Below are 24573 nucleotides of genomic sequence, written 5' to 3' on the forward strand. Positions count from 1 at the left end.
TTAATCATTCTGAAAAATGAGCCTGCTATCTTTCCCTGACATACGATGGGGGATCGGGGCAGAATGAATTTTCTAGGCATTACGGGCATGCAATATTCTGGCGTGCCTTTTACCAACAGCCGCATCTTGCTGGCGGAAGATACCAATGTGTTCACCCAGATGGTGAGCCTGCGCCTGAAGGAACTGCTGGGCGTTACCGTGGAAGTGTGCCGCAATTTCGAGGAATTGCAGGCCTGTTACGAGCATTCTCCCGAACCGGTGACGCTGGCGATTTCCAACATTAACCTGCCGGGGGCGGAAAAGGGCGAGGCGCTGGAATATCTGATCGACCTTTCGATCCCGACCATCGTTTTCACCAGCACTTTTCATGAGGCGACGCGCGAAACGCTGATCGCCAAGGATGTGGTCGATTATATTCTGAAGGATAATATTTTCGCCGTGGATATGCTGACGGAATCCGTCTGTCGCTTCCTCACCAATCATCGCCATCACGTGCTGATCGTCGATGACAGCCCGACGGCGCGGGCGCTGCTTTCGAGCCGCCTCAAGCGTTATAATTTTCGCGTCAGCCTGGCGGATAGCGGTGCGAAGGCGCTCGATATTCTGAAGGCCAATCCCGATATCGGTCTCGTGGTGACCGATTACAACATGCCCGATATTGACGGCTTCGAACTGACGCGGCGCATCCGCACCGTGCGCGGGTCGCATGAGCTGCGCATCATCGGGGTGTCTTCCTCCACCAACCGGCTGCTTTCGGCGCGGTTCCTGAAGGCGGGCGGCAATGATTTCATGCTGCGCCCCTTCATCGACGAGGAGTTTTATTGCCGGGTCAACCAGAACCTCGATACGCTGGTGCAGATACAGCTGGCGAAAGCGGGAGTAAGGCCGGCGGCCTGAGCCCAGGCTTTCTCGCTAAAGCTGCGATTCCAACGGCAGGAAGCGCATGATACCGGCGACGATGCGGCGGCTGATGGTGGCGTCGGGTTCGCGCCGGTATGTCCTTGTCCGCCCCTGTTCTTCCGTCATCCAGACGATGTGCCTGCCTTTGTCGATTTCCAGCTCGAAACTCATGCTGCGACGGATTTCGCCCGCGAATATCTCGTCCATGCGGGCAACCAGCGGGGCCGAGGTGAACACGACGCCCATTTCCGTATTGAGCGAGGCGGAACGCGGATCGAAATTGAGCGAACCGATATAGCCGGTCCTGCCATCGCGGGTGAAAGCCTTGGTGTGCAGGCTCGCCTGTCCCGAGCCGCGCAGGGTGAAGTTCGACTGATCCGCCTGCGCGCGCAGTTCATGCAGGCGCACCCCGCCGGAGAGAAGCGGTTTTCGATAGCGGGCATAACCGGCATGGACGGCGGCCACATCCGTCGCGGCCAGCGAATTGGTGAGGATGGCGACCGACACGCCGTTCTCGGCGAGCTGCAGAAAGATCCCCACACCCTGTTTGCCGGGAATGAAATAGGGGGAGGTGATGTGCAGGCTGTCGCTTGCCGCCTGCATCAGCGGCAGCAGGCTTTCCATCAGGAAGTTATGACCCTTGCGGCGTTTGCCCGCCGCCTTTTCCGGCGGGTCGGCGAGGATATCCGCCGCCTCGACCCAGTGCAGACGGTCCGACATCAGGAAATGGTCGCGGCCATACTGGCTTTCGACCCGCTCAAGATAGGGTTTTGCCGCTTCGCTTTTCGGCAGGGCGTCCAGCTCGCGCCGCAGCCTTGCGAGTTTGCTCGGTCTGCGCGCCAATAGCGAGCGCACGGGCACGGAAACGGCGCTGTTCCAGTAATCGTCGAAGATCTCGGTGGCGTCGGCGACGATCCTGCCGAAACCGAGAATATCGAAATCGTGGAAATTCGCCCGCTCGGCGGCGTCGAAATAGGCGTCGCCAATGTTGCGCCCGCCGACGATCACGGCCCGCCCATCTGCAATCCAGGCCTTGTTGTGCATACGCCGGTTGACGCTGCGAAAGCGCAGCACCAGTTCGATGCTTCGATGCAGAATGTTTTCCCGCGCGCGGGTGGGGTTGAACAGTCGCAACTCGATATTCGGATGGCTGTCGATGGCGTGGAAGATGCGGTCGGAGATGGAGACGCCGAGATCGTCGAGAAGCAGGCGAACGCGCACGCCGCGATCGGCGGCGGCGATGACTTCGCGCATCATCAGCCGCCCGGTCAGGTCGGCATTCCACATGTAATACATCAGATCGAGGCTGCGCCCGGCGGCACGCGCCGCCGCCACGCGCACCGCAAAGGCATCGAGGTTGGAATGCAGCAGGCAGAGCGCATTTTTCTCGTTCCAGCCGTTTCTTATCGATTGCCAGTGCCGGTCCAGCGTTGTTACGTCTTCGGCAAGGGGCAGGGCGGTGGAGGGGCGCTTGGGAATGGCCTTTTCCCGCTGTTTGCCGATGACGACAAACAGGCTCGGCCCGATGACCATGAGAAGAATGATGATGAAGACCGTAAATGCAGTCACTTGTTTTGATCGCTCCCGGCCCGAAGAGTATCAGGCGGGATGAAAACGCGCGAGGGGATAAAGCGTTCACGGCACCTCGTGCCATCAGCGTGAAAAAGGCGCATTTTCCACGTGCCGAAAGGGCTTGTGAATCACATAAGTGTGTGCTTATGTGTTTTCATGACAGAGAACGATATTTTCCGGGCGCTGGCCGATCCGACGCGCCGCGCCATTTTCGAAAAGCTGGCGGATGGCGCCATGAACGCTTCCGCCCTGCGTGAGGGGATCGAGATCAGCCAGCCGGCCATGTCGCAGCATCTTTCGGTGTTGCGCGGGGCAGGGCTGGTGGTCGAGAAGCGGCAGGGCCGTTTCGTCAATTATGAAGTGGATCCGGACGGGCTGACGCGCATTGCGGCCTGGCTCGGCAAATATCGCGCCTACTGGCCGCAGCGCATTGAGGCTCTCAAACTCCTGCTGAAGGATATGGACCAATGAACAGGCAGACACCGGAAGCGCCGAAAAACGGCATCGAGCTTGAATATGATCTGGACGAGCCGCCGCAAAAGGTCTGGCGCGCCATCAGCATTCCGGCGTTTCGTGAAAACTGGCTGCCGAAGGAGGCTTTGGCGGAGCCCGATGCGATCGATATCAAGCCCGGCGAAGAGGTTCGCTACCGGCTGCGCGAGGATAATCCGCCATTTCTGGAAAGCACCGTCACCTTCAGGATCGCGGCGAATGCCCATGGCGGCACCAGCCTGCGCATCATTCATGATCTGCCCGTCAATACCGGCCGGATGATAAAAGCCGCTGCAAACCATAACGGTTCGCCGATCAAGCTCGCCGCCTGATCCGGAACGTTCCCCGACATTTCAACGACAGGAGTTCGCCGATGCGCGAAGCGATGCAACTCGTCCCTATGGTAGTCGAACAATCGTCAAGGGGAGAAAGGTCTTTCGATATCTATTCCCGGCTGTTGCGGGAAAGGATCATCTTCCTCAACGGTGAGGTGAACGATGCGGTTTCGGCGCTGGTCTGCGCGCAATTGCTGTTTCTCGAGGCGGAAAACCCGAAGAAGCCGATCCATCTCTATATCAATTCGCCGGGCGGTGTGGTGACCAGCGGTCTCGCCATGTATGACACCATGCATTATATCCGCGCGCCGGTTCATACGCTCTGCATGGGAACGGCCCGCTCCATGGGATCGTTTCTGCTGATGGCGGGTGAACCGGGCGAGCGGAGCGCTCTTCCCAATGCCAGCATCCACATTCATCAACCGCTGGGCGGTTTTCAAGGGCAGGCTTCGGACATGCTGATCCATGCCGAAGAGATGAAGCAGACGAAGCACCGCATGACGCGGCTTTATTCCGAACATTGCAAACACAGCTATGAAAAATTCGAAGCGGCCATGGACCGGGATTTTTTCATGACGGCGGAGCAAGCTCTGGAATGGGGCCTGATCGATCGCATTCTGGGCATTCGTGAGGATGTCGCGGCATAAGGCCGGACGCTTATTCGGATTTCCTGCTGATATTGGCGCCCACAGGCAGGGCCTCCAGACTGCGCCGGTCCAATTGTGCAAGTACCTCGCCGAAACCGAAGCGGGATGTCCAGCCCAGACCCTCTGCGGCGCGGGCGGGCGAATAGATCCGGTCAATCGTTGCCGGCAGCGCCCATTCCCTTTGCGTGAAAGCGTCGGCGAGGGCCGGGGTCCGCTGCCGGAGAACGGAAGCGGCATCCTTGGCGAGGCTGTCGCAGTCATCGGCGGAAAACGGGGTGGTTGCCGATATGATATAGCGCTGGAAATCGTCTCCCGCATTGGTCAGCGCCAGCACATGGGCATCGGCGACATCGCGGATATCGACGCCGCGATGCAGCCGGTAAGCCGCCATCACGTCGGCGGGCTCCGGGAAACTTCTGGACATGCGAAGCACGCGCACGGCGAGATGTGGGCCTGCCATTCCCTCCAGCATCTGCTCGGCTTCGAGTTTGGTGCGGTGATAGATGCTTTTCGGCCGGGGCGGCGTTTCTTCATCGATGAAGGTGCAGGTTCCTTCAGAAACCGCATGTCCGTAAAGCGCCGTGGTGCTGGTGAAGACCAGCCTCGGCACGCCCGCCGCCATCGCCGCTTCCGCCACCATGCGGGTTCCCTCGACATTGATGCGCTGGAATTCCGTTTCCGGGACGATGCCGACATGCGGAGCGTGGAGCGCTGCCGTATGGATTACCGCATCCGCCTGTTCGAAAGCGGAACGTAACAGTGCTTCGTCCGCAAAATCGCCGACGATATGGGTGGTGGAGAAGGGTGAGCGATCCATGCCGGTGACATCGTGCCTGCTGGCCACCGCACTGAAAATCGCGCGGCCGACCCGACCGGAACTGCCCGTCAGCACTATCCGCATGATGTTCCGCTCCCCATCGACATATCTAATACGAGGCCCATTGAGGGGGATCGTAACCTGCCCTCATACGCGACGTCATCCTTGGGTTTGTCCCAAGGATCTAATCACGTCCAGTAAAATCGAGACGTTGCAGATGCTCGGGACAGGCCCGAGCATGACGGAAGAGAGCGTTGGGTACTTTCTCCGCAATCTGACGGCAGCTGGGCGAGCCGTCCCAAAACCCATCCGGACGATCAGATATCCAGATTATCCGCGAATGCCGCCCGTTCCTGAATGAAACGGAAGCGGGCATCGGCCTTGGTGCCCATCAGATTGTCGACGGCCTCGCGGGTGCCTTCGAAATCCACATCGTCGATCTCGACGCGTAGCAGGGTGCGCTTTTCGGGATCCATGGTGGTTTCCTTCAGCTGCTGGGCCATCATCTCGCCGAGGCCTTTGAAGCGGCCGATTTCGACCTTCTTGCCCTTGAAGACGGTTTCCATCAGCTCGGCACGGTGGGCGTCGTCGCGGGCATAGGCGCTCTTGGCACCCTGACGGATGACGTAGAGCGGTGGCACGGCAAGGTACAGGTGATTGCCACGAATGAGTTCCGGCATTTCCTGATAGAAGAAGGTGATGAGCAGCGAGGCGATATGGGCGCCGTCGACATCGGCATCGGTCATGATGATGATGCGCTCATAGCGCAAATCCTCTTCGCGATATTTTGTGCGCGTGCCGCAGCCGAGTGCCTGGATGAGATCGGCGATCTGCTGGTTGGCGGAGAGCTTTTCGCGGCTGGCGCTGCCGACGTTCAAAATCTTGCCGCGCAGCGGCAGGATGGCCTGATTGGCGCGGTTGCGAGCCTGTTTGGCCGAGCCGCCTGCCGAGTCACCCTCGACGATGAAAAGTTCGGCATTCTCCGCCGTGTTCTGGGCGCAGTCCGCGAGCTTGCCGGGCAGGCGCAGCTTGCGCACAGCGGTTTTGCGGTTGACTTCCTTTTCCTTGCGGCGGCGCAGGCGCTCTTCGGCGCGCTCGATCACCCAGTCGAGCAGCTTTGCCGCTTCGCCCGGATTGCCGGCGAGATAATGGTCGAAGGGATCGCGCAGCGCGTTCTCGACGATGCGCTGAGCCTCGACGGTTGCGAGCTTGTCCTTGGTCTGGCCGACGAATTCCGGCTCACGGATGAAAACGGAGAGCATGCCGGCGGCGGAGATCATCACGTCATCGGTGGTGATGTCCTTGGCGCGCTTGTTCTGCGTCAGATCCGCGTAATTCTTCAGGCCCTTGGTGAGCGCAATGCGGAAACCGGCCTCATGCGTGCCGCCTTCGGGCGTCGGAATGGTGTTGCAATAGGAATGGATCTGCGTGTCGCCGCCATACCACGTGACGGCCCATTCCAGCGCGCCATGGCCGCCGGTCTTTTCGGTGCGGCCGGAGAAAATCTCGCGGGTGACGGTGAATTCCTTGCCGAGCGTGGCGGCAAGATAATCCTTCAGACCGCCGGGGAAATGGAATACGGCCTTTTCGGGGATTTCGCCGCCGGCCGGCACCATGCCGGGATCGCAGCTCCAGCGGATTTCGACGCCGCCGAAGAGATAGGCTTTGGAGCGGGCCATGCGGAAAATGCGGGCCGGTTCGAACTTGGCGTGATCGCCGAAGATCTGCGGATCGGGATGGAAACGCACGCGGGTGCCGCGACGGTTGTGCACGTCGCCCAGCTCTTCCAGCGGACCGATCGGCAGGCCGCGCGAGAAACGCTGGCGGTAAAGCTTGCGGTTACGGGCCACTTCCACTTCGAGAAGATCGGACAGCGCATTGACCACGGAAACACCGACGCCGTGCAGGCCGCCCGATGTCTCATAGGCCTTGCCGTCGAATTTGCCGCCGGCATGCAGCTTGGTCATGATGACTTCGAGCGTCGACTTGCCGGGCACCTGCGGGTGGTTTTCCACCGGAATGCCGCGGCCATTGTCGGTGACCGTCAGGAAACCTTCGGCGTCGAGATGGACCTCGATGAAATTGGCGTGGCCGGCGACGGCCTCGTCCATGGAGTTGTCGATGACTTCGGCGAAGAGATGGTGCAGTGCCTTCTCATCGGTGCCGCCAATATACATGCCGGGGCGCATGCGCACCGGCTCCAGCCCTTCGAGCACGCGGATCGAGGACGCGCCGTAGTCGTCACCGGATGGTGATACGGGGGCGGGCGGCGTCACGGCCGCAACGGCTGCGGGTTTCGGCTGCACATTCGCGTTGGCGGGCACGTTGGCGGCCGCGGCCACCGGCGTCTTTGCGGCGTCCTCGTTCGTTTCCGTATCGCTGTTTCGTGCTGCCGGAAGACCGGAGAAGAGATCGTTGCTGTCGTCCATCATGTCCAAAGTTCAAAAGCGTGTGTCAGAATTTCGCCATGCGAATCATTATGCCAGTAGTGTCAATCATAACGCCAAACGCGGTTCCCGTCCGATTTGAAGTGGGTCCGTCTGGCAAACGCGGCGCATCCTATGCCACGATTGTGTCAGGGTTTCGCAACAGGAGGATTGCGCTGGCGAGGTTGCAATGGCAAGTCTCGCAGCCACGAATGAACGGTTAGCCAAGGCATGTCCACAGCTCATTTCACGTTTTGTACTCTTTTCAGCCTGACTGTTGCGGCCATGCCGGTTGCAGCCTTCGCCTCCGATGGGCCGTTGCGTCCCTTCAAGGATGAGCTGTTTTCCGTCCAGACGGTGCTTTCCACCGGCGATGGCGGCGCGTCCGAGGTGATCGATTATCAGGAAATGCGCGATATCAACGGCCGCGACGAGGTGCCGGAGCGGCGGGTGAAACGGCAATATGTCGATATGACGCCGAAGAAGGCGCAGGCGCTCGAAACCGTTTCCGTTGAGGGCAGGGCGCTTGAGGTCGGCCGCGTCGGGCCGGCGAACGGGCAGGCCTTCACGGTCATCTTCATCCATGGACGCGGCGGCGACCGGCGGCTCGGCATGAACGACTACACCTTCGGCGGCAATTTCAACCGGCTGAAAAATCTGGCCGTCGCCAATGGCGGCACCTATTATGCGCCGAGCGTGCGCTCCTTCGATGAGAACGGCGTTGCCGATATCGCGGCACTGATTGCCGATGCGGCCAAAAAATCGGGCGGCAAGCCTGTCATTTTGACCTGTGCGTCGATGGGCAGTTTCATCTGCTACGGCATCAGCCGCGACAAGGCAGCTGTCGCCAATCTCAAGGGCATGGCGATCCTCGGCGGTGCGGTCGATCCGGATTTTCCGAAAAGCGTCTTTGCCAGGACGAAGAAGCCTGTCTGGTTCACCCATGGCAGCGCCGACAAGGTCTATTCGGCGGATCAGCAGGCAAGCATCTTCCGCTCTTTGCTGAAGGCCGGCGAGCCGGCGCGGTTCACGCGGTATGAGACCGGCAGCCACGGCACACCCGTGCGCATGACCGACTGGCGGGCGGTTTTGAACTGGATTTTGAGCCGTTGAGGCGTCGATTTGGGTCAGTAACGGCAAATTTTTAGAAATTGCCCGTCGTTTTGAACCTTTCGGCCGCTTTTTTGTACCATTTGTTTCCGGCTGAGGTTAAAGGAATATCCCGGGATTTCCGGCAGTGTTTCTGTCGCGATTATGGGCCGTGATACGGCTGAGGGAAGGGGCGCCGCCACAGGCGGCCCCAAGACAAAGGGAATGGGATACGCATGACGCCGAATGTTCGACCGCTTGTTGCCGGAAACTGGAAGATGAACGGCACCCGTGCCTCGCTCGATCAGATCAAGGCCATGGCAGAGGGCGTCAAGGGCGCGCTGTCCGAAAAGGTGGACGCGCTGATCTGCCCGCCCTCGACATTGCTCTACGTGGCAACGGCGCTGTGCGATGACAGCCCGCTGATGATCGGCGGACAAGATTGCCACCAGAACGCCTCCGGCGCGCATACCGGCGATATTTCCGCCGAGATGATCGCCGACTGCTTCGGCACCCATGTCATCGTCGGTCATTCCGAGCGCCGCACCGACCATGCCGAGACCGATCATCTGGTGCGCGCCAAGGCCGTTGCCGCCCATCAGGCCGATCTTATCGCCATCGTCTGCATCGGCGAGACGGCGGATGAGCGCAAGGCGGGCCAGACGCTCGATATCCTCAAGCGCCAGCTCGCCGGCTCCCTGCCGGACGAGGCGACCGCCGAAAATACCGTCATCGCCTATGAGCCCGTCTGGGCGATCGGCACGGGTCTGACGCCCACCGTGGACGATGTGCGCGAGGCCCACGCCTTCATGCGCGACGAACTCGTCAAGCGCTTCGGCGACGCCGGCAAGACCATGCGCATCCTCTATGGCGGCTCTGTGAAGCCCGCCAATGCGCTGGAACTGATGGGCGTCGAGAACGTGGATGGCGCGCTGATCGGCGGCGCGAGCTTGAAAGCTTCAGACTTCCTGTCCATCTATGCGGCATACGAGCAACTGACGGCCTGAGACAGGTTTTCCTGTTACAGATGGCGGGAAAGGGGCTTGGAATAAGCCTTCGCCTCATGTAAAGAGCCGCGAAACCTTCTTTGTAGTGCTCCGCGCGGGGCATGGAATGGATTGTCATGCAGACCGTTTTGATTGTTATTCACCTCATGATCGTGCTGGCGCTTGTCGGCGTGGTCCTGATCCAGCGCTCCGAAGGCGGCGGCCTCGGTATCGGCGGCGGTTCGGGCTTCATGTCCGCGCGCGGAACGGCCAATGCGCTCACGCGCACCACGGCGATCCTTGCCGCGCTGTTCTTCGCGACCTCGCTCGGCCTCGGTCTCCTGACGCGCTACGAATCGCGCCCGACCGATATTCTGAACCGTATTCCGGCCACGCAGGGCCAGGGTAACGGCATTCTCGATACGCTCGGCCCGGCGACGACGCCGTCGACGCCCGCTCCGGCTGAGAATGGCGTTCCGACCAATGGTGCAGCCGCACCGGCTCAGACGACCCCGGCTCCGGCCGCTTCCGGCACGGCCGCTCCGGCCCCGGCGCAGCCCGCCGATCCGAACGCAGTTCCGACCGGTCAATAAGCCCGGTTTTGATTTAACGCTCCGGCAGGCCAAAAGCCTGCCGGTTTTCTTTTGTTCGCATTCCGGCCTGACCCATCGCAAATTCGTCAACAGCGAATTTTCGAAAGCATGAAATTTGGGCTGGCGGAATCAGAGGTAAAAAGGTATCCGGTGAATCCCATGGCGCGATATGTATTCATCACAGGCGGCGTGGTCTCCTCTCTAGGCAAGGGCATCGCCGCGGCAGCACTCGGAGCTTTGTTGCAATCCCGTGGTTATCGGGTGCGGCTTCGTAAACTCGACCCCTATCTGAACGTCGATCCCGGCACCATGAGCCCGACACAGCACGGCGAAGTGTTCGTGACGGATGACGGTGCCGAGACGGACCTCGACCTTGGCCACTACGAGCGCTTTACCGGGCGTTCGGCCACCAAGACCGACAACATCACCACCGGTCGCATCTACAAGAACATCATCGACAAGGAACGGCGCGGCGATTATCTCGGCGCAACGGTTCAGGTCATTCCGCATGTCACCAACGAGATCAAGGATTTCGTGATCGAAGGCAATGACGATTACGACTTCGTCATCTGCGAGATCGGCGGCACGGTGGGTGACATCGAGGCGATGCCGTTCATGGAAGCGATCCGTCAGCTCGGCAACGACCTGCCGCGCGGCACGGCGATCTATCTTCACCTGACGCTGATGCCCTATATTCCGGCAGCCGGCGAATTGAAGACCAAGCCGACCCAGCATTCCGTGAAGGAACTGCAGGCGCTCGGCATTCATCCCGACATTCTTCTGGTGCGTGCCGACCGGGAAATCCCGGAAGCGGAACGCCGCAAGCTTTCGCTGTTCTGCAATGTGCGTCCTTCCGCTGTCATCCAGGCGCTGGATGTGGCGAATATCTATGACGTTCCGATTGCCTACCACAAGGAAGGTCTCGATTCGGAAGTGCTGGCCGCTTTCGGCATCGAGCCTGCGCCGAAGCCGCGTCTGGAGCCATGGGAAGAGGTCTGCAACCGTATCCGTACGCCGGAAGGTGAAGTGACCATTGCGATCGTCGGCAAATATACCGGCCTCAAGGATGCCTATAAGTCGCTGATCGAAGCGCTGCATCACGGTGGTTTCGCTAACCGCGTCAAGGTCAAGCTGGAATGGATCGAGTCGGAAGTCTTCGAAAAGGAAGACCCGACGCCCTATCTCGAAAAGGTCAACGGCATTCTGGTGCCCGGCGGCTTCGGCGAGCGCGGTTCGGAAGGCAAGATCATGGCGGCGCAGTTCGCGCGTGAGCGCAACGTGCCCTATTTCGGCATCTGCTTCGGCATGCAGATGGCGGTCGTGGAAGCGGCCCGTCATCTCGCCGGCATCGAAAATGCCTCTTCGACTGAATTCGGCCCGACGTCCGAGCCGGTCGTCGGTCTGATGACCGAATGGGTGAAGGGCAACGAGCTGGAGAAGCGCTCCTCCAAGGGCGATCTCGGCGGCACGATGCGTCTCGGCGCCTACAAGGCGGCGCTGAAGAAAGACACCAAGATTGCCGAAATCTACGGCACCACGGATATTTCCGAGCGCCACCGCCACCGCTATGAGGTGAATGTGGATTACAAGGACCGGCTGGAAGAATGCGGCCTGGTCTTCTCGGGCATGTCTCCGGATGGTGTCCTGCCGGAAACGGTGGAATATCCCGATCACCCGTGGTTCATTGGCGTGCAATACCACCCGGAACTGAAGAGCCGTCCGCTCGACCCGCATCCGCTGTTCGCCAGCTTCGTGGAAGCAGCGGTGGAGCAGAGCCGGCTGGTTTGACGGTTTGCAGAATACGAAGAGGGTCGCGAAAGCGGCCCTTTTTATTGTGCATTAAAGATTGCCGCCATGAGTTTCAGATACTGACCTCTTTACACAGAGGTTTTTGGTTGTGGTCCGCTTATTCTTGAATCCACTGTGCATTGTGCGCCCAATATAATGAGACTTCGTGTCGCCCTTTTCCATAATCGAAATAGCTCACCGGCAAACCTGCCGCACGCTTGGCATCCAACGCTGCCTTTCGTTCCGACATGCATGCGTTATCAAGCATTGAAGCGACTTTTTGCGGATTTTTGTTTGAAACAAGAAACGACTTTGCGGTCCGCTGCAAGCATTTGCCTAATGCGCTCCCGGTTGACGCGACGCGGCGTATCTCTGGGGTGTTGTAGGGTCCAAGTGTATTGCACGACGCTAGAGCCATTACGGCAATCAGGATAATGCCCGTATATTTCAATGTTATCCCCGCTCAGATTGAAGTTCTGTGGAGTCTGAGCGCCATCGTCGCACCCCTCATGCCCCCCAAAAAAACAGGCCCGAAGGCCTGTTTTCATTTCAGCACGATTCAAACAGGCTTACTTCGGCCCGATCATGTTCTCCGGGCGCACATACTGGTCGAACTCCTCGTTGGTGAGGTATCCACCGCCGACGGCCTCGTCGCGCAGCGTCGTGCCGTTCTTGTGCGCGGTCTTGGCGATCTTGGCGCAGATGTCGTAGCCGAGCTTGCTGTTCAGCGCAGTGACGAGCATCAGCGAGTTTTCGACGCCCTTCCGGATGTTGTCTTCGCGGGCTTCGATGCCGACGACGCAATTGTCGGTGAAGGAGACGGCGGCGTCGCCCAGAAGCTGGACCGACTGCAGGAAGTTGTAGGCCATCATCGGATTATAGACGTTGAGCTCGAAGTGGCCCTGCGAACCGGCGAAGGAAAGCGCTGCATTGTTGCCGAAGATGTGGGCGCAGACCTGCGTCAGCGCTTCCGACTGGGTGGGGTTGACCTTGCCGGGCATGATCGACGAGCCGGGTTCGTTTTCCGGCAGCGACAATTCGCCGAGACCGGCGCGCGGGCCGGAGCCGAGGAAGCGGATGTCGTTGGCGATCTTGAAGAGCGCAGCCGCAGCCGCATTGATCGCACCGTGCGAGAAGACCATGGAATCGTGCGAGGCGAGCGCCTCGAACTTGTTCGGCGCGGTCACGAAGGGCAGGCCGGTAATCTTGGAGATTTCCTCGGCGACCTTTTCGGCGAAGCCGATGGGGGCGTTGAGGCCCGTGCCGACGGCGGTGCCGCCCTGGGCGAGCTTGGAGAGCGCGGGCAGGGTGGTTTCGATATTGGCGATGGCGGATGCGACCTGCGCGGCATAACCGGAGAATTCCTGGCCGAGCGTCAGCGGCGTTGCATCCTGCGTGTGGGTGCGGCCGATCTTGATGATCTTCTCGAACTGCTTGACCTTGGCTTCCAGCGCCTTGTGCAGGTGCTTGAGGCTCGGCAGCAGGTGATGAACGATCTCTTCCACGCAGGCGATGTGCATCGCGGTGGGGTAGGTGTCGTTCGAGGACTGGCTCATATTGACGTGGTCGTTCGGATGAACCGGCTTCTTGGCGCCCATTTCGCCGCCGAGCATCTCGATTGCGCGGTTGGAAATAACCTCATTGGCGTTCATGTTGGACTGGGTGCCGGAGCCGGTCTGCCAGACGACGAGCGGGAAATGCTCGGTCAGCTTGCCGTCGATGACTTCCTGCGCGGCGGCGATGATGGCGTCACCGACCTTGGGGTCGAGGCCTGCGAGCGCCATGTTGGCGCGGGCTGCGGCCTGCTTGACGATGCCGAGCGCGCGAACGACAGAGGCGGGCTGCTTTTCCCAGCCGATCTTGAAGTTGCCGAGCGAGCGCTGCGCCTGCGCGCCCCAATAGCGATCGGCCTGAACTTCAATGGGTCCAAATGTATCGGTTTCCGTCCGTGTGGCTGTCATCAATCTTGCCTTTTTACTCGTTTTCCTCCGCCAAAACGGCGCCTTCGCCCGCCTTGCGCGGCCGATATATAGAATCATCGCGCCGGCAATGAAAGCGCTGCAATGCAGCGGAGGCAGATATTTCCCGCCGCGCAAAAGCGATTTCGCCGTATGGCGCGGCGCGGGATGAAAAAGGCGCCGGCGTGTCATTTTTACTACGACGCGAAATGGCCGGAAAACCGGGCTTTCCGGGGTGCCCGGAAGGTCTGGCGGGGCAGGGCAAAGTAAATGAAATAAATGGAAATTTAACCATTCTCGCCAATTCTGGAAATTACGTTTTTACGGTTTTGGCTGTATCATAAGGTTCATTTCGGCACGGTTGTGGGCCTTTTCGCGTTTTCTTTTCAACGGGCCGTCGATCGGCTAGACAGGCATGAAACTGATGCCCGCCCTTTCGCTGGCGGTGCTGGGTGCTACGAGGATCAAATTGCAAGTCACATCTGGAAAAACATCGGCAGCATTGGTGCTGGCTCTCGGTCTTTCCGTTTCCACCGCTCTTCCCGGCAGCGCCGGTGCGGTAACGCTGATGGACCTCCTGCGCGGCGGCCCTGGCAAGATCGCGCGTGATCGCGGTGAGTTGCCGCCGGCCGGCATCGTCACCTCGCCCCCCGGATCGAGCGCAGGTCAAAGCGCGGATGCTTCCGATCCCGAGCCGCTGCCGCGTGTTTCCGGCCCGCGCTATTACGACTACAAGGCGGATACGGCCCGTGCGGTGAACACGGCGAATTTCGGTGAAGGCCTTGCCAATCTGAAATTCAGCGCCACCCCCGAGATCGCCAAGGCGCTGGAAGCCTATTACGGCGCCGGCGGCAAGACGCTCTGGATTTCGGAAGGCGAGCTGACCGCGCGCGCCAATGCTGTCATCGCCTTTCTCGAGACGGTCGGAGAAAGCGGTCTCGATCCGGCCGATTACAGCATTTCGCCACCGGCAAAGGATGTGACGGCCAGCATCAGTAACGCTTCCAGTGCGGCTGCGACCGGTACGCCGGTGGAGACGGCCTCGGCGCCCGTGTCCGACGCCTATCAGCGGGCGCAGATGCAGTTCGAGCTGGCGCTTTCCGCCAAGGTTCTCGCCTATGTGCAGGATACGGCCCGTGGCCGTGTCGATCCGAACCGGCTTTCCGGCTATCACGATTTCAAGCGCAAGACGGTGAACCTCGCACCCGTGCTGAAGCTTGCGGGCCTGAGCCCCGATGTCGCCGCCTATCTGCGCAGCCGCGAACCGTCGAGCGCCGAATATCTGGCGCTGAAGGCGGAGCTTGCCCGCCTGCGCGGTGAGGGCGATGCGGCGCATGTCGTCCGCGTTCCTGCCGATCTGGTGCTGAAGCCCGGCAACAGCAGCGCGGATATGGCCAATGTCGTCAAGGCCATCGAACATCGCGCTTCGCCCGCCTTCAAGGCCGAGCATGCCGCGACCATTTCCGCTTACCAGCAGACGCCGGATTATACGCCCGATCTCGTCGATCTGGTGAAGGCGTTCCAGAGCGAGAACGGTCTGAAGCCCGATGGCGTCATCGGCCGCGCCACCGTGCGCGCCTTGGTCGGCGAAAGCAATGACGCGAAGATCGCCAAGGTGCAGGTGGCGATGGAGCAGGTCCGCTGGCTGCCGGCCGATCTCGGCCAGCGTTATGTCTTTATCAACCAGCCCGCCTTCATGGCCTATTACCACAATGATGGCGTGGAACAGTTCGGCATGAAGGTGGTCGTCGGCTCCAAGGCCAACCAGACCTATTTCTTCCAGGACGAAATCCAGACCGTCGAGTTCAACCCCTATTGGGGCGTGCCGCAGTCGATCATCGTCAACGAGATGCTGCCGAAGCTGCGCCGCGATCCGTCCTATCTCGACCGGCTGGGTTACGAAGTGCAGGTGGGCGGTCGTGCCGTCTCCTCCACCAGCGTCAACTGGTACGGCTCCACCAACGCCGTTTCCGTGCGTCAGCCGCCGAGCAGCGACAATGCGCTGGGCGACCTGAAAATCCTGTTCCCCAATGCGCATGCCATCTACATGCATGACACGCCTGCCAAGAGCTTCTTCAACCGCGACATGCGGGCGCTGAGCCATGGCTGTATCCGTCTGGTCGATCCGCGCCGCATGGCCGCCGCCGTTCTCGGCACCAGCGTCGACAAGGTCGGCGAGCAGATCGCGTCCGGCAAGAACCGCGCCGTGCAGGTGCCGGAGAAGGTTCCGGTCTATGTGGCCTATTTCACCGCCTGGCCGGACAAGGACGGCAAGGTGCAGTTCTTCGACGATGTCTATGACCGCGACAGCTATGTGCAGAAGGCGTTCGCCGTGACGACGAAGGCGCGGGCCGCATCGATCTGATTAGGACAGCATCAAGAAAAAAGCGCCGGAGACGGCGCTTTTTTGTTTTGGAGACCGGCCTCCCATTTCAGGCCGCAGCGGCGCCCTTGCTAATCAGCTTCTCGAAGAGTGCCGGCGTCAGCGCAGTGAAATCGTCAATCACGACATCCGGTTCGAGTTCAACCATCGGCACATCCGAATAACCGAAAGTGACGCCAATCGACGGCACGGCGGCGTTCTTTGCCGCGAGAATGTCGTTGATGCTGTCACCCACCATGATGGAGCGCTGGACGTCGCCGCCGGCCTTTTCGATGGTGCCGAGAATATGGCGGGCATCCGGCTTGCGGAAGGAGAAGGTGTCGCCGCAGGTGATGGCGGCGAAATAGCGTGTCAGCCCGAGTTCTTCGAGCAGCGGCAGAGCGAGGATTTCAGTCTTGTTGGTGCAGACGGCAAGCGTGATGCCTGCTTCCGAAAGCGCCTCCAGAGTATCGACAATACCGGGATAGGGGCGGCTTTCTCCGGGCATTTCGGCGCGGTAATGGGTGATGAAGCGCTCATAGAGCGGCTCGATTTCGGCTTCCGGCAGTTCCGTCTCGCGAAGCGCGAAGGCGCGCTTGATCATGACCCGCGCGCCCTGGCCGACGAGGTGGGTCAGGTCGTCATAGGTGACGGGAGCAAGCCCGGCTGCGGCGATAGTGTGGTTGAGGCTCGAGACCAGATCGGCGGCGGTATCGACCAGCGTGCCGTCGAGATCGAAAATGGCGAGCGGGGAGAGCGGGCGGGATGTCACGGGAACTGGCCTCTCGGGAATGCGTGTAACTGATGTATCGGTGCTTTCATTCCCGCCAAGCCTAGGCAAACGGGCCTGTCTTTGCAACCGCGTCACAACGTTCTGTTCGTTGGCTTGAAAAAGGCTTTCGTTTGGCTTTCGACCCGTGTAAACAGCACGGCGACGACAAAGTTACCGGAGTTTCAGGCACATGGATGCCCGCCAGATGAAGATCAAGGCCGCCGAGGCCGCATTGTCCCATGTACAGGATGGGATGCGGCTTGGTATCGGCACGGGTTCGACGGCCGAGGAATTCGTCAGGCTTCTGGCCGAAAAGGTCGCCGCCGGTCTGAAAGTCGAGGGCGTGCCGACATCCGAGCGCACCGCGCGTCTCTGCGTCGAGCTTGGCGTGCCGCTGAAATCTCTCGATGAATTGCCGGAACTGGATCTGACCATTGACGGCGCGGATGAGGTCGATCATGCGCTGCGTCTCGTCAAGGGCGGCGGCGGCGCGCTGCTGCGCGAGAAGATCGTTGCGGCGGCATCCGCCCGCGTGATCGTGATTGCCGACCAGAGCAAGGTGGTGGAGACGCTGGGCGCCTTTCCGCTGCCCATCGAAATCAACCCGTTCGGCCAGGTGGCGACGCGTATCGCCATCGAAAAACTGGCGTCGCGTTCCGGGCTTTCCGGCACGCTGGCGATGCGTTCGTCGGGCGACGGCGCCTTCATGACTGATGGCGGACACCTTATCCTCGACGCATCTTTTGGCCGTATTCCTGATGCAGAAGCGCTAGCACGCGAGCTGAACACGATTCCCGGTGTCGTCGAGCACGGACTTTTCATAAATTTGGCATCGCTTGCCATTATCGCGGGTCCTGAAGGCGCCCGCGTGATGCAGGCAGTATAACAGGAGCGAGATTTTCATGGTCAAACTAGCGGGACTGGGCAAAGCTGCCGCTGCTTCGATCCTCATTTCCGGCATCGTGTTCGGTACTGCCGCACGCGCTCAGGAAATTTCGGAAGCGCATATCGCTGCCGCACGGCAGGCGATCACCTCTCTTGGCGTTACCGACCGTTTCGACGACATTCTGCCGGGTCTGGCGGAGCGTCTGAAGGCCGAGCTCATTCAGGCTTCGCCGAACGTTCAGGATGCGATCACCGAGACCGTCGATGCGAAGGCTCTCGAGCTTGCGCCGCGCCGCGCCGATCTGGAGCGCGAAGCAGCGCTCACCTATGCGCGAGCCTTCACCGTCGAAGAGCTGAACGCCATTTCCACCTTTTACAGCAGCGAAGCCGGCAAGAAGCTTCTGAAGGACGGCCCGATCGCCACGCGCGAGCTGATGAAGGCCGCCGATATCTGGGCAGCCGGCATCAACCGCGACCTCAACGCTTCCAGCATGTCGGAACTGCAGAAGGTTGCCGGCGCCGATCTGAAGCCGCTTCCGGCCGATCAGAACGCCACCGGTGGCGCTCCCGCGGCTCCCAAGCCCTGATGGGGTGAACGGACAATTCAGAAATATTCAAAGCCCGGCCGCAAGACCGGGCTTTTCATTTGTGCGTCGCAGCACCTATATGTGCCGTGAATGCGCCGCCGCCCGTCTCGAGGCTGAGGACGGCGGTTTTGATCAGGGGTTTTGACTATGACAGCTTATGACTACGATCTTTTCGTCATCGGTGGCGGTTCCGGCGGCGTGCGCAGCGGCCGCGTGGCGGCCTCGCTCGGCAAGCGCGTCGCAATCGCCGAGGAATACCGCTATGGCGGCACCTGCGTCATCCGCGGTTGCGTGCCGAAGAAGCTGTTCGTCTACGCCTCGCAATTCCCTGAGCATTTCGAGGATTCGGAAGGATTCGGCTGGAGCGTCGGCGAGCGCAGCTTCGAGTGGAAGAAGCTCATCGCGGCCAAGGACAAGGAAATCACCCGTCTCGAAGGGCTCTATCGCAAGGGTCTGGAAAACGTCAAGGCCGATATTTTCGATAGCCGGGCGGAACTGGTCGATGCCCATACCGTGAAGCTGACGAAAACCGGCAAGACCTTCACGGCCGAGCGTATCGTGATTGCCGTTGGCGGCACGCCGAACGAGCACAAGGCGCTGCCCGGCCATGAGCTGACGATCTCGTCCAACGAGGCTTTCGACCTGGAAGAGCTGCCGAAATCGATCCTGATCGCCGGCGGCGGTTATATCGCGGTGGAATTCGCCAATATCTTCCATGGGCTCGGCGTCGAAACGACCCTGATCTATCGCGGCAAGGAAATCCTGTCGCGCTTCGATCAGGACATGCGCAAGGGCCTGCATGAAGCGATGGAGGCCAAGGGCATTCGCATCCTTCTGGAAGATATCATCGAGGAAGTCAGCAAGGATGGCGCCGGCGGTTTCGTGGCACGCACCAAGCAGGGCGCCTCGCTGCATGTCGGCCTGGTCATGCTGGCGCTGGGCCGCGATCCGAACACCAAGGGTCTGGGTCTGGAAAATGCCGGTGTGAAGGTGGATGCGCGCGGTGCGATCGTCGTCGACGATTATTCGCGCACGAATGTGCCGAACATCTTCGCGCTGGGCGACGTCACCGACCGGGTACAGCTGACGCCGGTGGCAATCCATGAGGCCATGTGCTTCATCGAAACCGAATACAAGAACAACCCGACCAAGCCGGATCACGAACTGATCGCAACGGCGGTGTTCTCGCAGCCTGAAATCGGCACTGTCGGTCTTTCGGAAGAGGAGGCCGGTAAGAAATATCCGGAACTGGAAGTCTATCGCGCCCAGTTCCGGCCGATGAAGGCGACGCTTTCCGGCCGTCAGGAAAAGACGATCATGAAGCTGATCGTCAATGCCGCCGACCGCAAGGTCGTCGGCGCGCATATTCTCGGCCATGAGGCGGGCGAGATGGCGCAGCTTCTCGGCATCACGCTGAAAGCAGGCTGCACCAAGGATGATTTCGACCGCACCATGGCGGTTCATCCCACAGCCGCCGAAGAGCTGGTGACGATGTATTCGCCGAGCTATCGCGTCGTGAATGGCGAGCGTGTGTAACGCCGGTACAGGCGTGATATAATCGCCGCCCGCATCAGCCTGCCGCCCTTTGAAAGCGAAGTTTTCGAATGGCGGCGGGGTTGTTAAATCGTTTGAATTGACTTTTGTGCGTCTGGAGCGCGCAAAACGGGCAGAATGAGCCGGATGGCTCGGGGATCGGCTATGCAAAGCCGATGCTTGGAGCTATAAGCCGCTCAATTTTTCGAGGCGGCCGCGCGACGTCGCGCGGGCGAGAAAAGGGTGAGAACATGGCACAGAATTGGACCCCCGGCAGCTGGCGGCAGAAACCGATCCAGCAGGTTCCCGAATATCCGGATGCGGCAGCGCTTGCGGCAACGGAAGCCACGCTTGCGACCTATCCGCCCCTGGTCTTTGCCGGTGAAGCACGCCGCCTGAAGAAGCAGCTTGCCAATGTGGCGGAAGGCAACGCCTTCCTGCTGCAGGGTGGCGATTGCGCCGAAAGCTTCGCCGAACATGGCGCGGACAATATCCGCGACTTCTTCCGCGCCTTCCTGCAGATGGCCGTCGTGCTGACCTATGGCGCGCAGCTGCCCGTCGTGAAGGTCGGCCGCATTGCCGGTCAGTTCGCCAAGCCGCGTTCTTCCAACGTGGAAGCGCAGGATGGCGTGACGCTGCCGTCTTACCGCGGCGACATCATCAACGGCATCGAATTCAACGAGTCTTCGCGCATTCCGAACCCGGAGCGCCAGCTTGACGCTTACCGCCAGTCGGCGGCGACGCTGAACCTGCTCCGCGCTTTCGCAATGGGCGGTTACGCCAACCTTGAAAACGTTCACCAGTGGATGCTCGGTTTCATCAAGGACAGCCCGCAGGCGGACCGTTACCGCAAGCTGGCCGACCGGATTTCCGAGACCATGGATTTCATGAAGGCGATCGGGATCACGGCGGAGAGCAATCCGAGCCTGCGCGAGACCGACTTCTTCACCAGTCATGAGGCGCTGCTTCTCGGTTACGAAGAGGCGCTTACCCGCGTCGATTCCACCTCCGGCGACTGGTACGCCACCTCGGGCCACATGATCTGGATCGGCGACCGCACGCGCCAGCTCGACCATGCGCATGTGGAATATTTCCGTGGCATCAAGAACCCGATCGGCCTGAAATGCGGCCCGTCGCTGACGCCTGACAATCTGATCGAGCTGATCGATGCGCTGAACCCGGCGAACGAGGCCGGCCGCCTGACGCTGATTTGCCGTTTCGGCCACGACAAGGTGGCGGACAGCCTGCCGAAGCTCATCCGCGCCGTCGAGAAGGAAGGCCGCAAGGTCGTCTGGTCCTGCGACCCGATGCATGGCAACACGATCACGCTCAACCACTACAAGACGCGTCCGTTCGAGCGCATCCTGTCGGAAGTCGAAAGCTTCTTCCAGATCCACCGCGCCGAAGGCACGCATCCGGGCGGCATCCATATCGAGATGACCGGCAAGGACGTGACGGAATGCACGGGCGGCGCGCGCGCCGTGACGGCGGATTCGCTGTCCGACCGTTACCACACCCATTGCGATCCGCGCCTCAATGCCGATCAGGCTCTGGAACTGGCCTTCCTGCTGTCCGAGCGCATGAAAAGCGGCCGCGACGAGAAGCGTCTGGCAATCGCCAACGCCTGATCTGACACCATAAACAAAAAAGCCGCCGGGAGACCTTCCGGCGGCTTTTTCATGCGCGGCGCTGAATTATTGCACCAGCGCCGGCTGCTGGCAGCGAACATCCGTGACACGCACATCGGCTTCGCCGATCTTGACGCCGAGAACCAGAAGCACGTTGTAGAGCAGCTGATCGACCGGAGCGGTGACTGCCGCGAGCGTGTTGGCAAGCGCCGACTGAATGCCCGCCAGGCCTCCCAAATCCAGGTTGAGGAAGAGAAGCCTGATATCCAGGTTGAGGTTTTTCAGCAGTGAACTGACAAGAGTGGTGACGGTGTCCTTGGTGGAGACACTCTTGATCTTGGCCTGGGTAATATCGGACTGCGTGAAGGTCAGCTTGGTCTTGGTCATATTGGTGGCGTTGATGAGGGCGCTGCCATTGATGGCGAGCAGCGCCGAATCCACGATTGCGGCCTTGGTGACGCGCGGGTCCCTGCCGAAATTGGCAAAGGCCGTGGTATCGACATTGCCAAGGGCGATTTCGACGACGCCGGGAACGACCTCGACATCGACGGTGCCCTGTCCGCCGCCCGTGCAGCGAATATCGGCAAGCCGCGCTTCGGCATGGGCGACTTCCACATAAAGCGGGAGATTGACCTTGAGGCCGGCAATGGCCTGAAGCCCGTCCACCACGACACTGACCGCAAGACGGGTCTGTGCGGTGCGCACCACGGTGCCCTGACCGCCGACGGCAAGCGACGGCGTTTCGACCGGCGGTTCACCGATGGCGAGTGTCGCTTTGACCGAGGCGAGACCGAGAAGATTGGCGTTGATATTAAGCCCCAGCTGGTTGCCGCCATTGCCCGCCACGGCGGCGGCATTGATGAGATCGAAGACGCCGGCGGTGACCTTGAGGTTTTCGCCCGTACCGATCAGCTTGTCCGAGAACGGGCCGAGATTGAGTATCTCCTCGAGCTTGATCTTGACGTTGCTCTTGTTGACGGTTTTTTGCAGCGTATTCAAAATGTTGACGACCGCTGGCTGCAAGCCTGTGGTTTTCGTCAGCACGTCGAGGAATTTGCCGTAGCTGATTTCCGTCTTCAGAACATCCTTATAGGTGCCGGCGGTGAGGTTGAGATCGATGGCCAGCGCCTCGACGATCTTCAGCGCATTGACATCGGCGGCGAGAAGCGCCTGATAATCCATGAGTTTCAATGAAACCGTGGTGCCGAGCAGACCGCCGAGCAGGCTGTTGAGAATTCCCTCATCGAGGCTGGCGAGGCGCGATCCCACCGAAAATGCCGCGATCCTTTGGGACGAGGCCGTTCCGACCGCCGAGACCTTTGGCGGCTTGGTGAAGGCGGAAGCGAAGAATATCTGGCCCTGTTCGACGATGTTCACCTTTATCGCATTGGTGGGCAGGGCGTTATCGACGAAACGCTGGCCGACCGGGACTGTCGCATCCGGCTCGTAATGACCCTTGATGACCTCGGCATAACCCTTGCTGTTGGCGAATTCATTCAGCGGGTCGAAGGGTTGCAGGCCCTTTTCGGTCAAAAGTCCCTGGGCCGTCCTGACACCGAGATCCATGCCATTGAGGGCGAAATATTGCTGAACCGCCTTTTCGGCGTCCGTGGCGTTTGCTGCCGCCGATATGGCTGCGAGATCGGCGGTTTGCTGCAATTGCCGTTTCTGCAATGTCAGATAACCGTAGTCGACGCCGAGCGCCAATATGCCGATAAAGAGCGGTGCGGTGAGCCCCGCCGAAATGGCGATGTTGCCCGTTCTATCCTTGAGGAAGCGGGGAAGCAGGGAATGAATATCTCGCATGTCATGCTCCTCCGATCCGGATGGTGGAAAAACGCCGGATGACCGGCTCGGGCAGGGTGTAGCTGTAGAGGCTCCAGATCGGCAGATCGCGGGCGTCATATTCGACCTTCACCGTGAACTGGTTGGCATTGGCGGGATCCGTCGCGACATCGACGGTGAAGCGGCTCTTGTCCATGAAGGCGTAGCTGAGGTCGCTTTTGGTGACGAAATCCCGGGCAAGCTGCTGGCGTTCGGTCGTGTTGAGGCCGGCAACCGCCGTCCGCGCCGCGTCGGCGGCAATCTGCTGCACCGAATAGGCCGCCATCAGATAAATGCCGTAGGCGATCATGGTGAGCAGGACGAGAAAGAATATCGGTGCGACGATGGCGAACTCGACAGCAGACGAGCCAGATCTATCGCGAAAGAAACGCACTCCATTAAACATAAAGCACCCCCGTTCCTTCAGGCATCAAGGTTCGATGCCTTGATTTATTATTTTCGGAAATGCTAATTTATAGGTGTTAATTTTGTGTTGATGCCGCTCCTATGGGTTGCAGCTCTTCTTAAACTTTCGCGTCTACTTCAGATCAGCCGAAGGCCTTTGAAACTGGCGTGGCCGTCCTTGCCGATGATGATGTGGTCGTGGACGGCGATGCCGAGCGGCTTTGCCGTGTCGATGATGGTCTTGGTCATCTCGATATCGGCGCGCGAAGGGGTTGGGTCTCCACTTGGATGATTGTGTATTAAAATCAAAGCGGTAGATGAAAGTTCAAGGGCGCGGCGCACGACCTCGCGCGGGTAGACCGGCGTGTGGTCCACGGTTCCCTGACCCTGCACCTCATCGGCGATCAGGACGTTGCGCTTGTCGAGGAACAGGACGCGGAACTGTTCGCGCGTTTCATGGGCCATGGCGGCGTGGCAATAATCGATGACCGAGGACCAGGAGCCGAGCACCTGTTTGTTGCGGATTTCGCTTTTCAGCATGCGCTGGGAAACGGAGGCGACGAGCTTCAGATCGAGCGCCACGGTTTCGCCCACGCCCTTCACTTCCTGCAACAGCGGCAAGGGCGCGCCGAGCACGCTGCCAAGCGTTCCGAAGCGGGCGATCAGGGCCTTGGCGATGGGTTTGGTATCGCGCCTCGGGATCAGCCGGAAGAGAAGAAGCTCCAGCAATTCGTAATCGGCGAGCGCCGCGTCGCCGCCATCGCGATAACGCGCCCGCAGCCGGTCGCGATGTCCGTGATAATGGGCGGCATCCGCTTCCTGTTCGACGATGGCTGCCGGCTTTTTTGCGCCGCTTCGCGATTCGGCAAAAAAGCCGCGCTCATCCGCTCCGTTGAACAGATCGCCTTCGCCCGCCTGAAAGCCGGGAGTTTTGGAAAGATCGGCGGAAGGCGGGGTGGGGCGTTTTGCCATAG

22 protein-coding genes are annotated in these 24573 nt (G+C 60.3%); 13 read left to right on the forward strand and 9 right to left on the reverse strand.

What is annotated here, in order from left to right; genetic code table 11:
* The first annotated feature begins 63 nt into the window (after window positions 1-63).
* Window positions 64-897: a response regulator gene (locus tag ACQZ5G_RS01955; RefSeq protein WP_448736823.1), complete on the forward strand. Its 834-nt coding sequence runs from the start codon at window positions 64-66 to the stop codon at window positions 895-897.
* 15 nt (window positions 898-912) lie between these two features.
* Here ACQZ5G_RS01955 and ACQZ5G_RS01960 read toward each other — a convergent pair whose 3' ends face one another.
* Entirely contained in the window at window positions 913-2469 is a 1557-nt protein-coding gene (locus ACQZ5G_RS01960; protein WP_448736824.1) for a phospholipase D family protein, read from the reverse strand.
* Between the two features lie 159 nt (window positions 2470-2628).
* Here ACQZ5G_RS01960 and ACQZ5G_RS01965 point away from each other — a divergent pair, with 159 nt between their 5' ends.
* Genes ACQZ5G_RS01965 through ACQZ5G_RS01975 form a run of 3 tightly spaced genes read left to right on the forward strand, consistent with a single transcriptional unit; the run spans window position 2629 to window position 3946 of the window.
* Entirely contained in the window at window positions 2629-2943 is a 315-nt protein-coding gene (locus ACQZ5G_RS01965) for an ArsR/SmtB family transcription factor (RefSeq protein ID WP_003524773.1), read from the forward strand.
* Window positions 2940-3296: an SRPBCC family protein gene (locus ACQZ5G_RS01970; RefSeq protein ID WP_003524775.1), complete on the forward strand. Its 357-nt coding sequence runs from the start codon at window positions 2940-2942 to the stop codon at window positions 3294-3296. The genes ACQZ5G_RS01965 and ACQZ5G_RS01970 overlap by 4 nt, the downstream gene beginning before the upstream one ends.
* A gap of 41 nt (window positions 3297-3337) precedes the next feature.
* Complete coding sequence (locus ACQZ5G_RS01975) at window positions 3338-3946, forward strand: ATP-dependent Clp protease proteolytic subunit (protein WP_059760116.1); 609 nt, start codon at window positions 3338-3340, stop codon at window positions 3944-3946.
* A gap of 10 nt (window positions 3947-3956) precedes the next feature.
* On the opposite strand, the gene ACQZ5G_RS01980 is transcribed toward ACQZ5G_RS01975, so the two are convergent.
* Window positions 3957-4847 (reverse strand): NAD-dependent epimerase/dehydratase family protein, encoded by an 891-nt coding sequence (locus tag ACQZ5G_RS01980; protein ID WP_448736825.1) that lies wholly within the window; start codon window positions 4845-4847, stop codon window positions 3957-3959.
* A 233-nt stretch (window positions 4848-5080) separates the two neighbouring features.
* Window positions 5081-7195: a DNA topoisomerase IV subunit B gene (gene parE, locus ACQZ5G_RS01985; RefSeq protein ID WP_448736826.1), complete on the reverse strand. Its 2115-nt coding sequence runs from the start codon at window positions 7193-7195 to the stop codon at window positions 5081-5083.
* Between the two features lie 225 nt (window positions 7196-7420).
* Between parE and ACQZ5G_RS01990 the strand changes: the two genes are divergently transcribed.
* From ACQZ5G_RS01990 to ACQZ5G_RS02005, 4 genes are all read left to right on the forward strand, one after another.
* Entirely contained in the window at window positions 7421-8302 is an 882-nt protein-coding gene (locus tag ACQZ5G_RS01990; RefSeq protein WP_448736827.1) for an alpha/beta fold hydrolase, read from the forward strand.
* A 212-nt stretch (window positions 8303-8514) separates the two neighbouring features.
* A complete protein-coding gene (gene tpiA, locus ACQZ5G_RS01995) occupies window positions 8515-9285 on the forward strand; it encodes a triose-phosphate isomerase (protein ID WP_003524801.1) in 771 nt (256 codons plus the stop codon).
* Window positions 9286-9401: 116 nt separating this feature from the next.
* On the forward strand, window positions 9402-9857 hold the full coding sequence (secG, locus tag ACQZ5G_RS02000) for a preprotein translocase subunit SecG (RefSeq protein ID WP_003524802.1): 456 nt from the start codon (window positions 9402-9404) through the stop codon (window positions 9855-9857).
* Between the two features lie 159 nt (window positions 9858-10016).
* Window positions 10017-11645 carry a CTP synthase gene (locus ACQZ5G_RS02005; RefSeq protein WP_003524803.1) on the forward strand — a complete coding sequence of 543 codons (1629 nt, stop codon included), beginning with the start codon at window positions 10017-10019 and terminating at the stop codon, window positions 11643-11645.
* 118 nt (window positions 11646-11763) lie between these two features.
* Here ACQZ5G_RS02005 and ACQZ5G_RS02010 read toward each other — a convergent pair whose 3' ends face one another.
* A complete protein-coding gene (locus ACQZ5G_RS02010; RefSeq protein ID WP_155246281.1) occupies window positions 11764-12096 on the reverse strand; it encodes a hypothetical protein in 333 nt (110 codons plus the stop codon).
* A 118-nt stretch (window positions 12097-12214) separates the two neighbouring features.
* A complete protein-coding gene (gene fumC / locus ACQZ5G_RS02015) occupies window positions 12215-13606 on the reverse strand; it encodes a class II fumarate hydratase (RefSeq protein WP_448736828.1) in 1392 nt (463 codons plus the stop codon).
* Between the two features lie 412 nt (window positions 13607-14018).
* Between fumC and ACQZ5G_RS02020 the strand changes: the two genes are divergently transcribed.
* Window positions 14019-15968, forward strand: coding sequence for a L,D-transpeptidase family protein (locus ACQZ5G_RS02020; protein WP_458575390.1), 1950 nt, complete (start codon window positions 14019-14021; stop codon window positions 15966-15968).
* Window positions 15969-16035: 67 nt separating this feature from the next.
* Here ACQZ5G_RS02020 and ACQZ5G_RS02025 read toward each other — a convergent pair whose 3' ends face one another.
* Window positions 16036-16737, reverse strand: coding sequence for a phosphoglycolate phosphatase (locus tag ACQZ5G_RS02025; RefSeq protein WP_448736829.1), 702 nt, complete (start codon window positions 16735-16737; stop codon window positions 16036-16038).
* Between the two features lie 190 nt (window positions 16738-16927).
* On the opposite strand from ACQZ5G_RS02025, the gene rpiA reads away from it, so the two are divergent.
* The 4 genes from rpiA (at window position 16928) to ACQZ5G_RS02045 (ending at window position 21370) form a co-directional block, all read left to right on the forward strand.
* Window positions 16928-17623, forward strand: a complete 696-nt coding sequence (gene rpiA / locus ACQZ5G_RS02030) for a ribose-5-phosphate isomerase RpiA (RefSeq protein WP_448736830.1) — start codon at window positions 16928-16930, stop codon at window positions 17621-17623.
* A 16-nt stretch (window positions 17624-17639) separates the two neighbouring features.
* Window positions 17640-18209: a DUF2059 domain-containing protein gene (locus ACQZ5G_RS02035; RefSeq protein ID WP_003524811.1), complete on the forward strand. Its 570-nt coding sequence runs from the start codon at window positions 17640-17642 to the stop codon at window positions 18207-18209.
* Between the two features lie 147 nt (window positions 18210-18356).
* Entirely contained in the window at window positions 18357-19745 is a 1389-nt protein-coding gene (gor, locus tag ACQZ5G_RS02040; protein WP_448736831.1) for a glutathione-disulfide reductase, read from the forward strand.
* Window positions 19746-19993: 248 nt separating this feature from the next.
* On the forward strand, window positions 19994-21370 hold the full coding sequence (locus tag ACQZ5G_RS02045) for a class II 3-deoxy-7-phosphoheptulonate synthase (RefSeq protein ID WP_448736832.1): 1377 nt from the start codon (window positions 19994-19996) through the stop codon (window positions 21368-21370).
* Window positions 21371-21436: 66 nt separating this feature from the next.
* Here the strand turns inward: ACQZ5G_RS02045 and ACQZ5G_RS02050 are convergent, their stop codons facing one another.
* The 3 genes from ACQZ5G_RS02050 to radC all read right to left on the reverse strand — a co-directional run bounded on the left by ACQZ5G_RS02050 (window position 21437) and on the right by radC (window position 24571).
* Window positions 21437-23176: a TadG family pilus assembly protein gene (locus ACQZ5G_RS02050; protein WP_448736833.1), complete on the reverse strand. Its 1740-nt coding sequence runs from the start codon at window positions 23174-23176 to the stop codon at window positions 21437-21439.
* 1 nt (window position 23177) lies between these two features.
* On the reverse strand, window positions 23178-23600 hold the full coding sequence (locus ACQZ5G_RS02055) for a TadE/TadG family type IV pilus assembly protein (RefSeq protein WP_003524819.1): 423 nt from the start codon (window positions 23598-23600) through the stop codon (window positions 23178-23180).
* Between the two features lie 137 nt (window positions 23601-23737).
* On the reverse strand, window positions 23738-24571 hold the full coding sequence (gene radC, locus ACQZ5G_RS02060; protein WP_448736834.1) for a RadC family protein: 834 nt from the start codon (window positions 24569-24571) through the stop codon (window positions 23738-23740).
* Window positions 24572-24573 lie beyond the last annotated feature (2 nt).

The sequence above is a fragment of the Agrobacterium sp. 22-214-1 genome, assembly GCF_053522465.1.

Coding starts and splice junctions, on each gene's coding strand:
- ACQZ5G_RS01955 (WP_448736823.1), top strand. CDS start 64: ATGAATTTTCTAGGCATTACGGGCATGCAATATTCTGGCGTGCCTTTT.
- ACQZ5G_RS01965 (WP_003524773.1), top strand. CDS start 2,629: ATGACAGAGAACGATATTTTCCGGGCGCTGGCCGATCCGACGCGCCGC.
- ACQZ5G_RS01970 (WP_003524775.1), top strand. CDS start 2,940: ATGAACAGGCAGACACCGGAAGCGCCGAAAAACGGCATCGAGCTTGAA.
- ACQZ5G_RS01975 (WP_059760116.1), top strand. CDS start 3,338: ATGCGCGAAGCGATGCAACTCGTCCCTATGGTAGTCGAACAATCGTCA.
- ACQZ5G_RS01980 (WP_448736825.1), bottom strand. CDS start 4,847: ATGCGGATAGTGCTGACGGGCAGTTCCGGTCGGGTCGGCCGCGCGATT.
- parE (WP_448736826.1), bottom strand. CDS start 7,195: ATGATGGACGACAGCAACGATCTCTTCTCCGGTCTTCCGGCAGCACGA.
- ACQZ5G_RS01990 (WP_448736827.1), top strand. CDS start 7,421: ATGTCCACAGCTCATTTCACGTTTTGTACTCTTTTCAGCCTGACTGTT.
- tpiA (WP_003524801.1), top strand. CDS start 8,515: ATGACGCCGAATGTTCGACCGCTTGTTGCCGGAAACTGGAAGATGAAC.
- secG (WP_003524802.1), top strand. CDS start 9,402: ATGCAGACCGTTTTGATTGTTATTCACCTCATGATCGTGCTGGCGCTT.
- ACQZ5G_RS02005 (WP_003524803.1), top strand. CDS start 10,017: ATGGCGCGATATGTATTCATCACAGGCGGCGTGGTCTCCTCTCTAGGC.
- fumC (WP_448736828.1), bottom strand. CDS start 13,606: ATGACAGCCACACGGACGGAAACCGATACATTTGGACCCATTGAAGTT.
- ACQZ5G_RS02020 (WP_458575390.1), top strand. CDS start 14,019: ATGAAACTGATGCCCGCCCTTTCGCTGGCGGTGCTGGGTGCTACGAGG.
- rpiA (WP_448736830.1), top strand. CDS start 16,928: ATGGATGCCCGCCAGATGAAGATCAAGGCCGCCGAGGCCGCATTGTCC.
- ACQZ5G_RS02035 (WP_003524811.1), top strand. CDS start 17,640: ATGGTCAAACTAGCGGGACTGGGCAAAGCTGCCGCTGCTTCGATCCTC.
- gor (WP_448736831.1), top strand. CDS start 18,357: ATGACAGCTTATGACTACGATCTTTTCGTCATCGGTGGCGGTTCCGGC.
- ACQZ5G_RS02045 (WP_448736832.1), top strand. CDS start 19,994: ATGGCACAGAATTGGACCCCCGGCAGCTGGCGGCAGAAACCGATCCAG.
- ACQZ5G_RS02050 (WP_448736833.1), bottom strand. CDS start 23,176: ATGCGAGATATTCATTCCCTGCTTCCCCGCTTCCTCAAGGATAGAACG.
- ACQZ5G_RS02055 (WP_003524819.1), bottom strand. CDS start 23,600: ATGTTTAATGGAGTGCGTTTCTTTCGCGATAGATCTGGCTCGTCTGCT.
- radC (WP_448736834.1), bottom strand. CDS start 24,571: ATGGCAAAACGCCCCACCCCGCCTTCCGCCGATCTTTCCAAAACTCCC.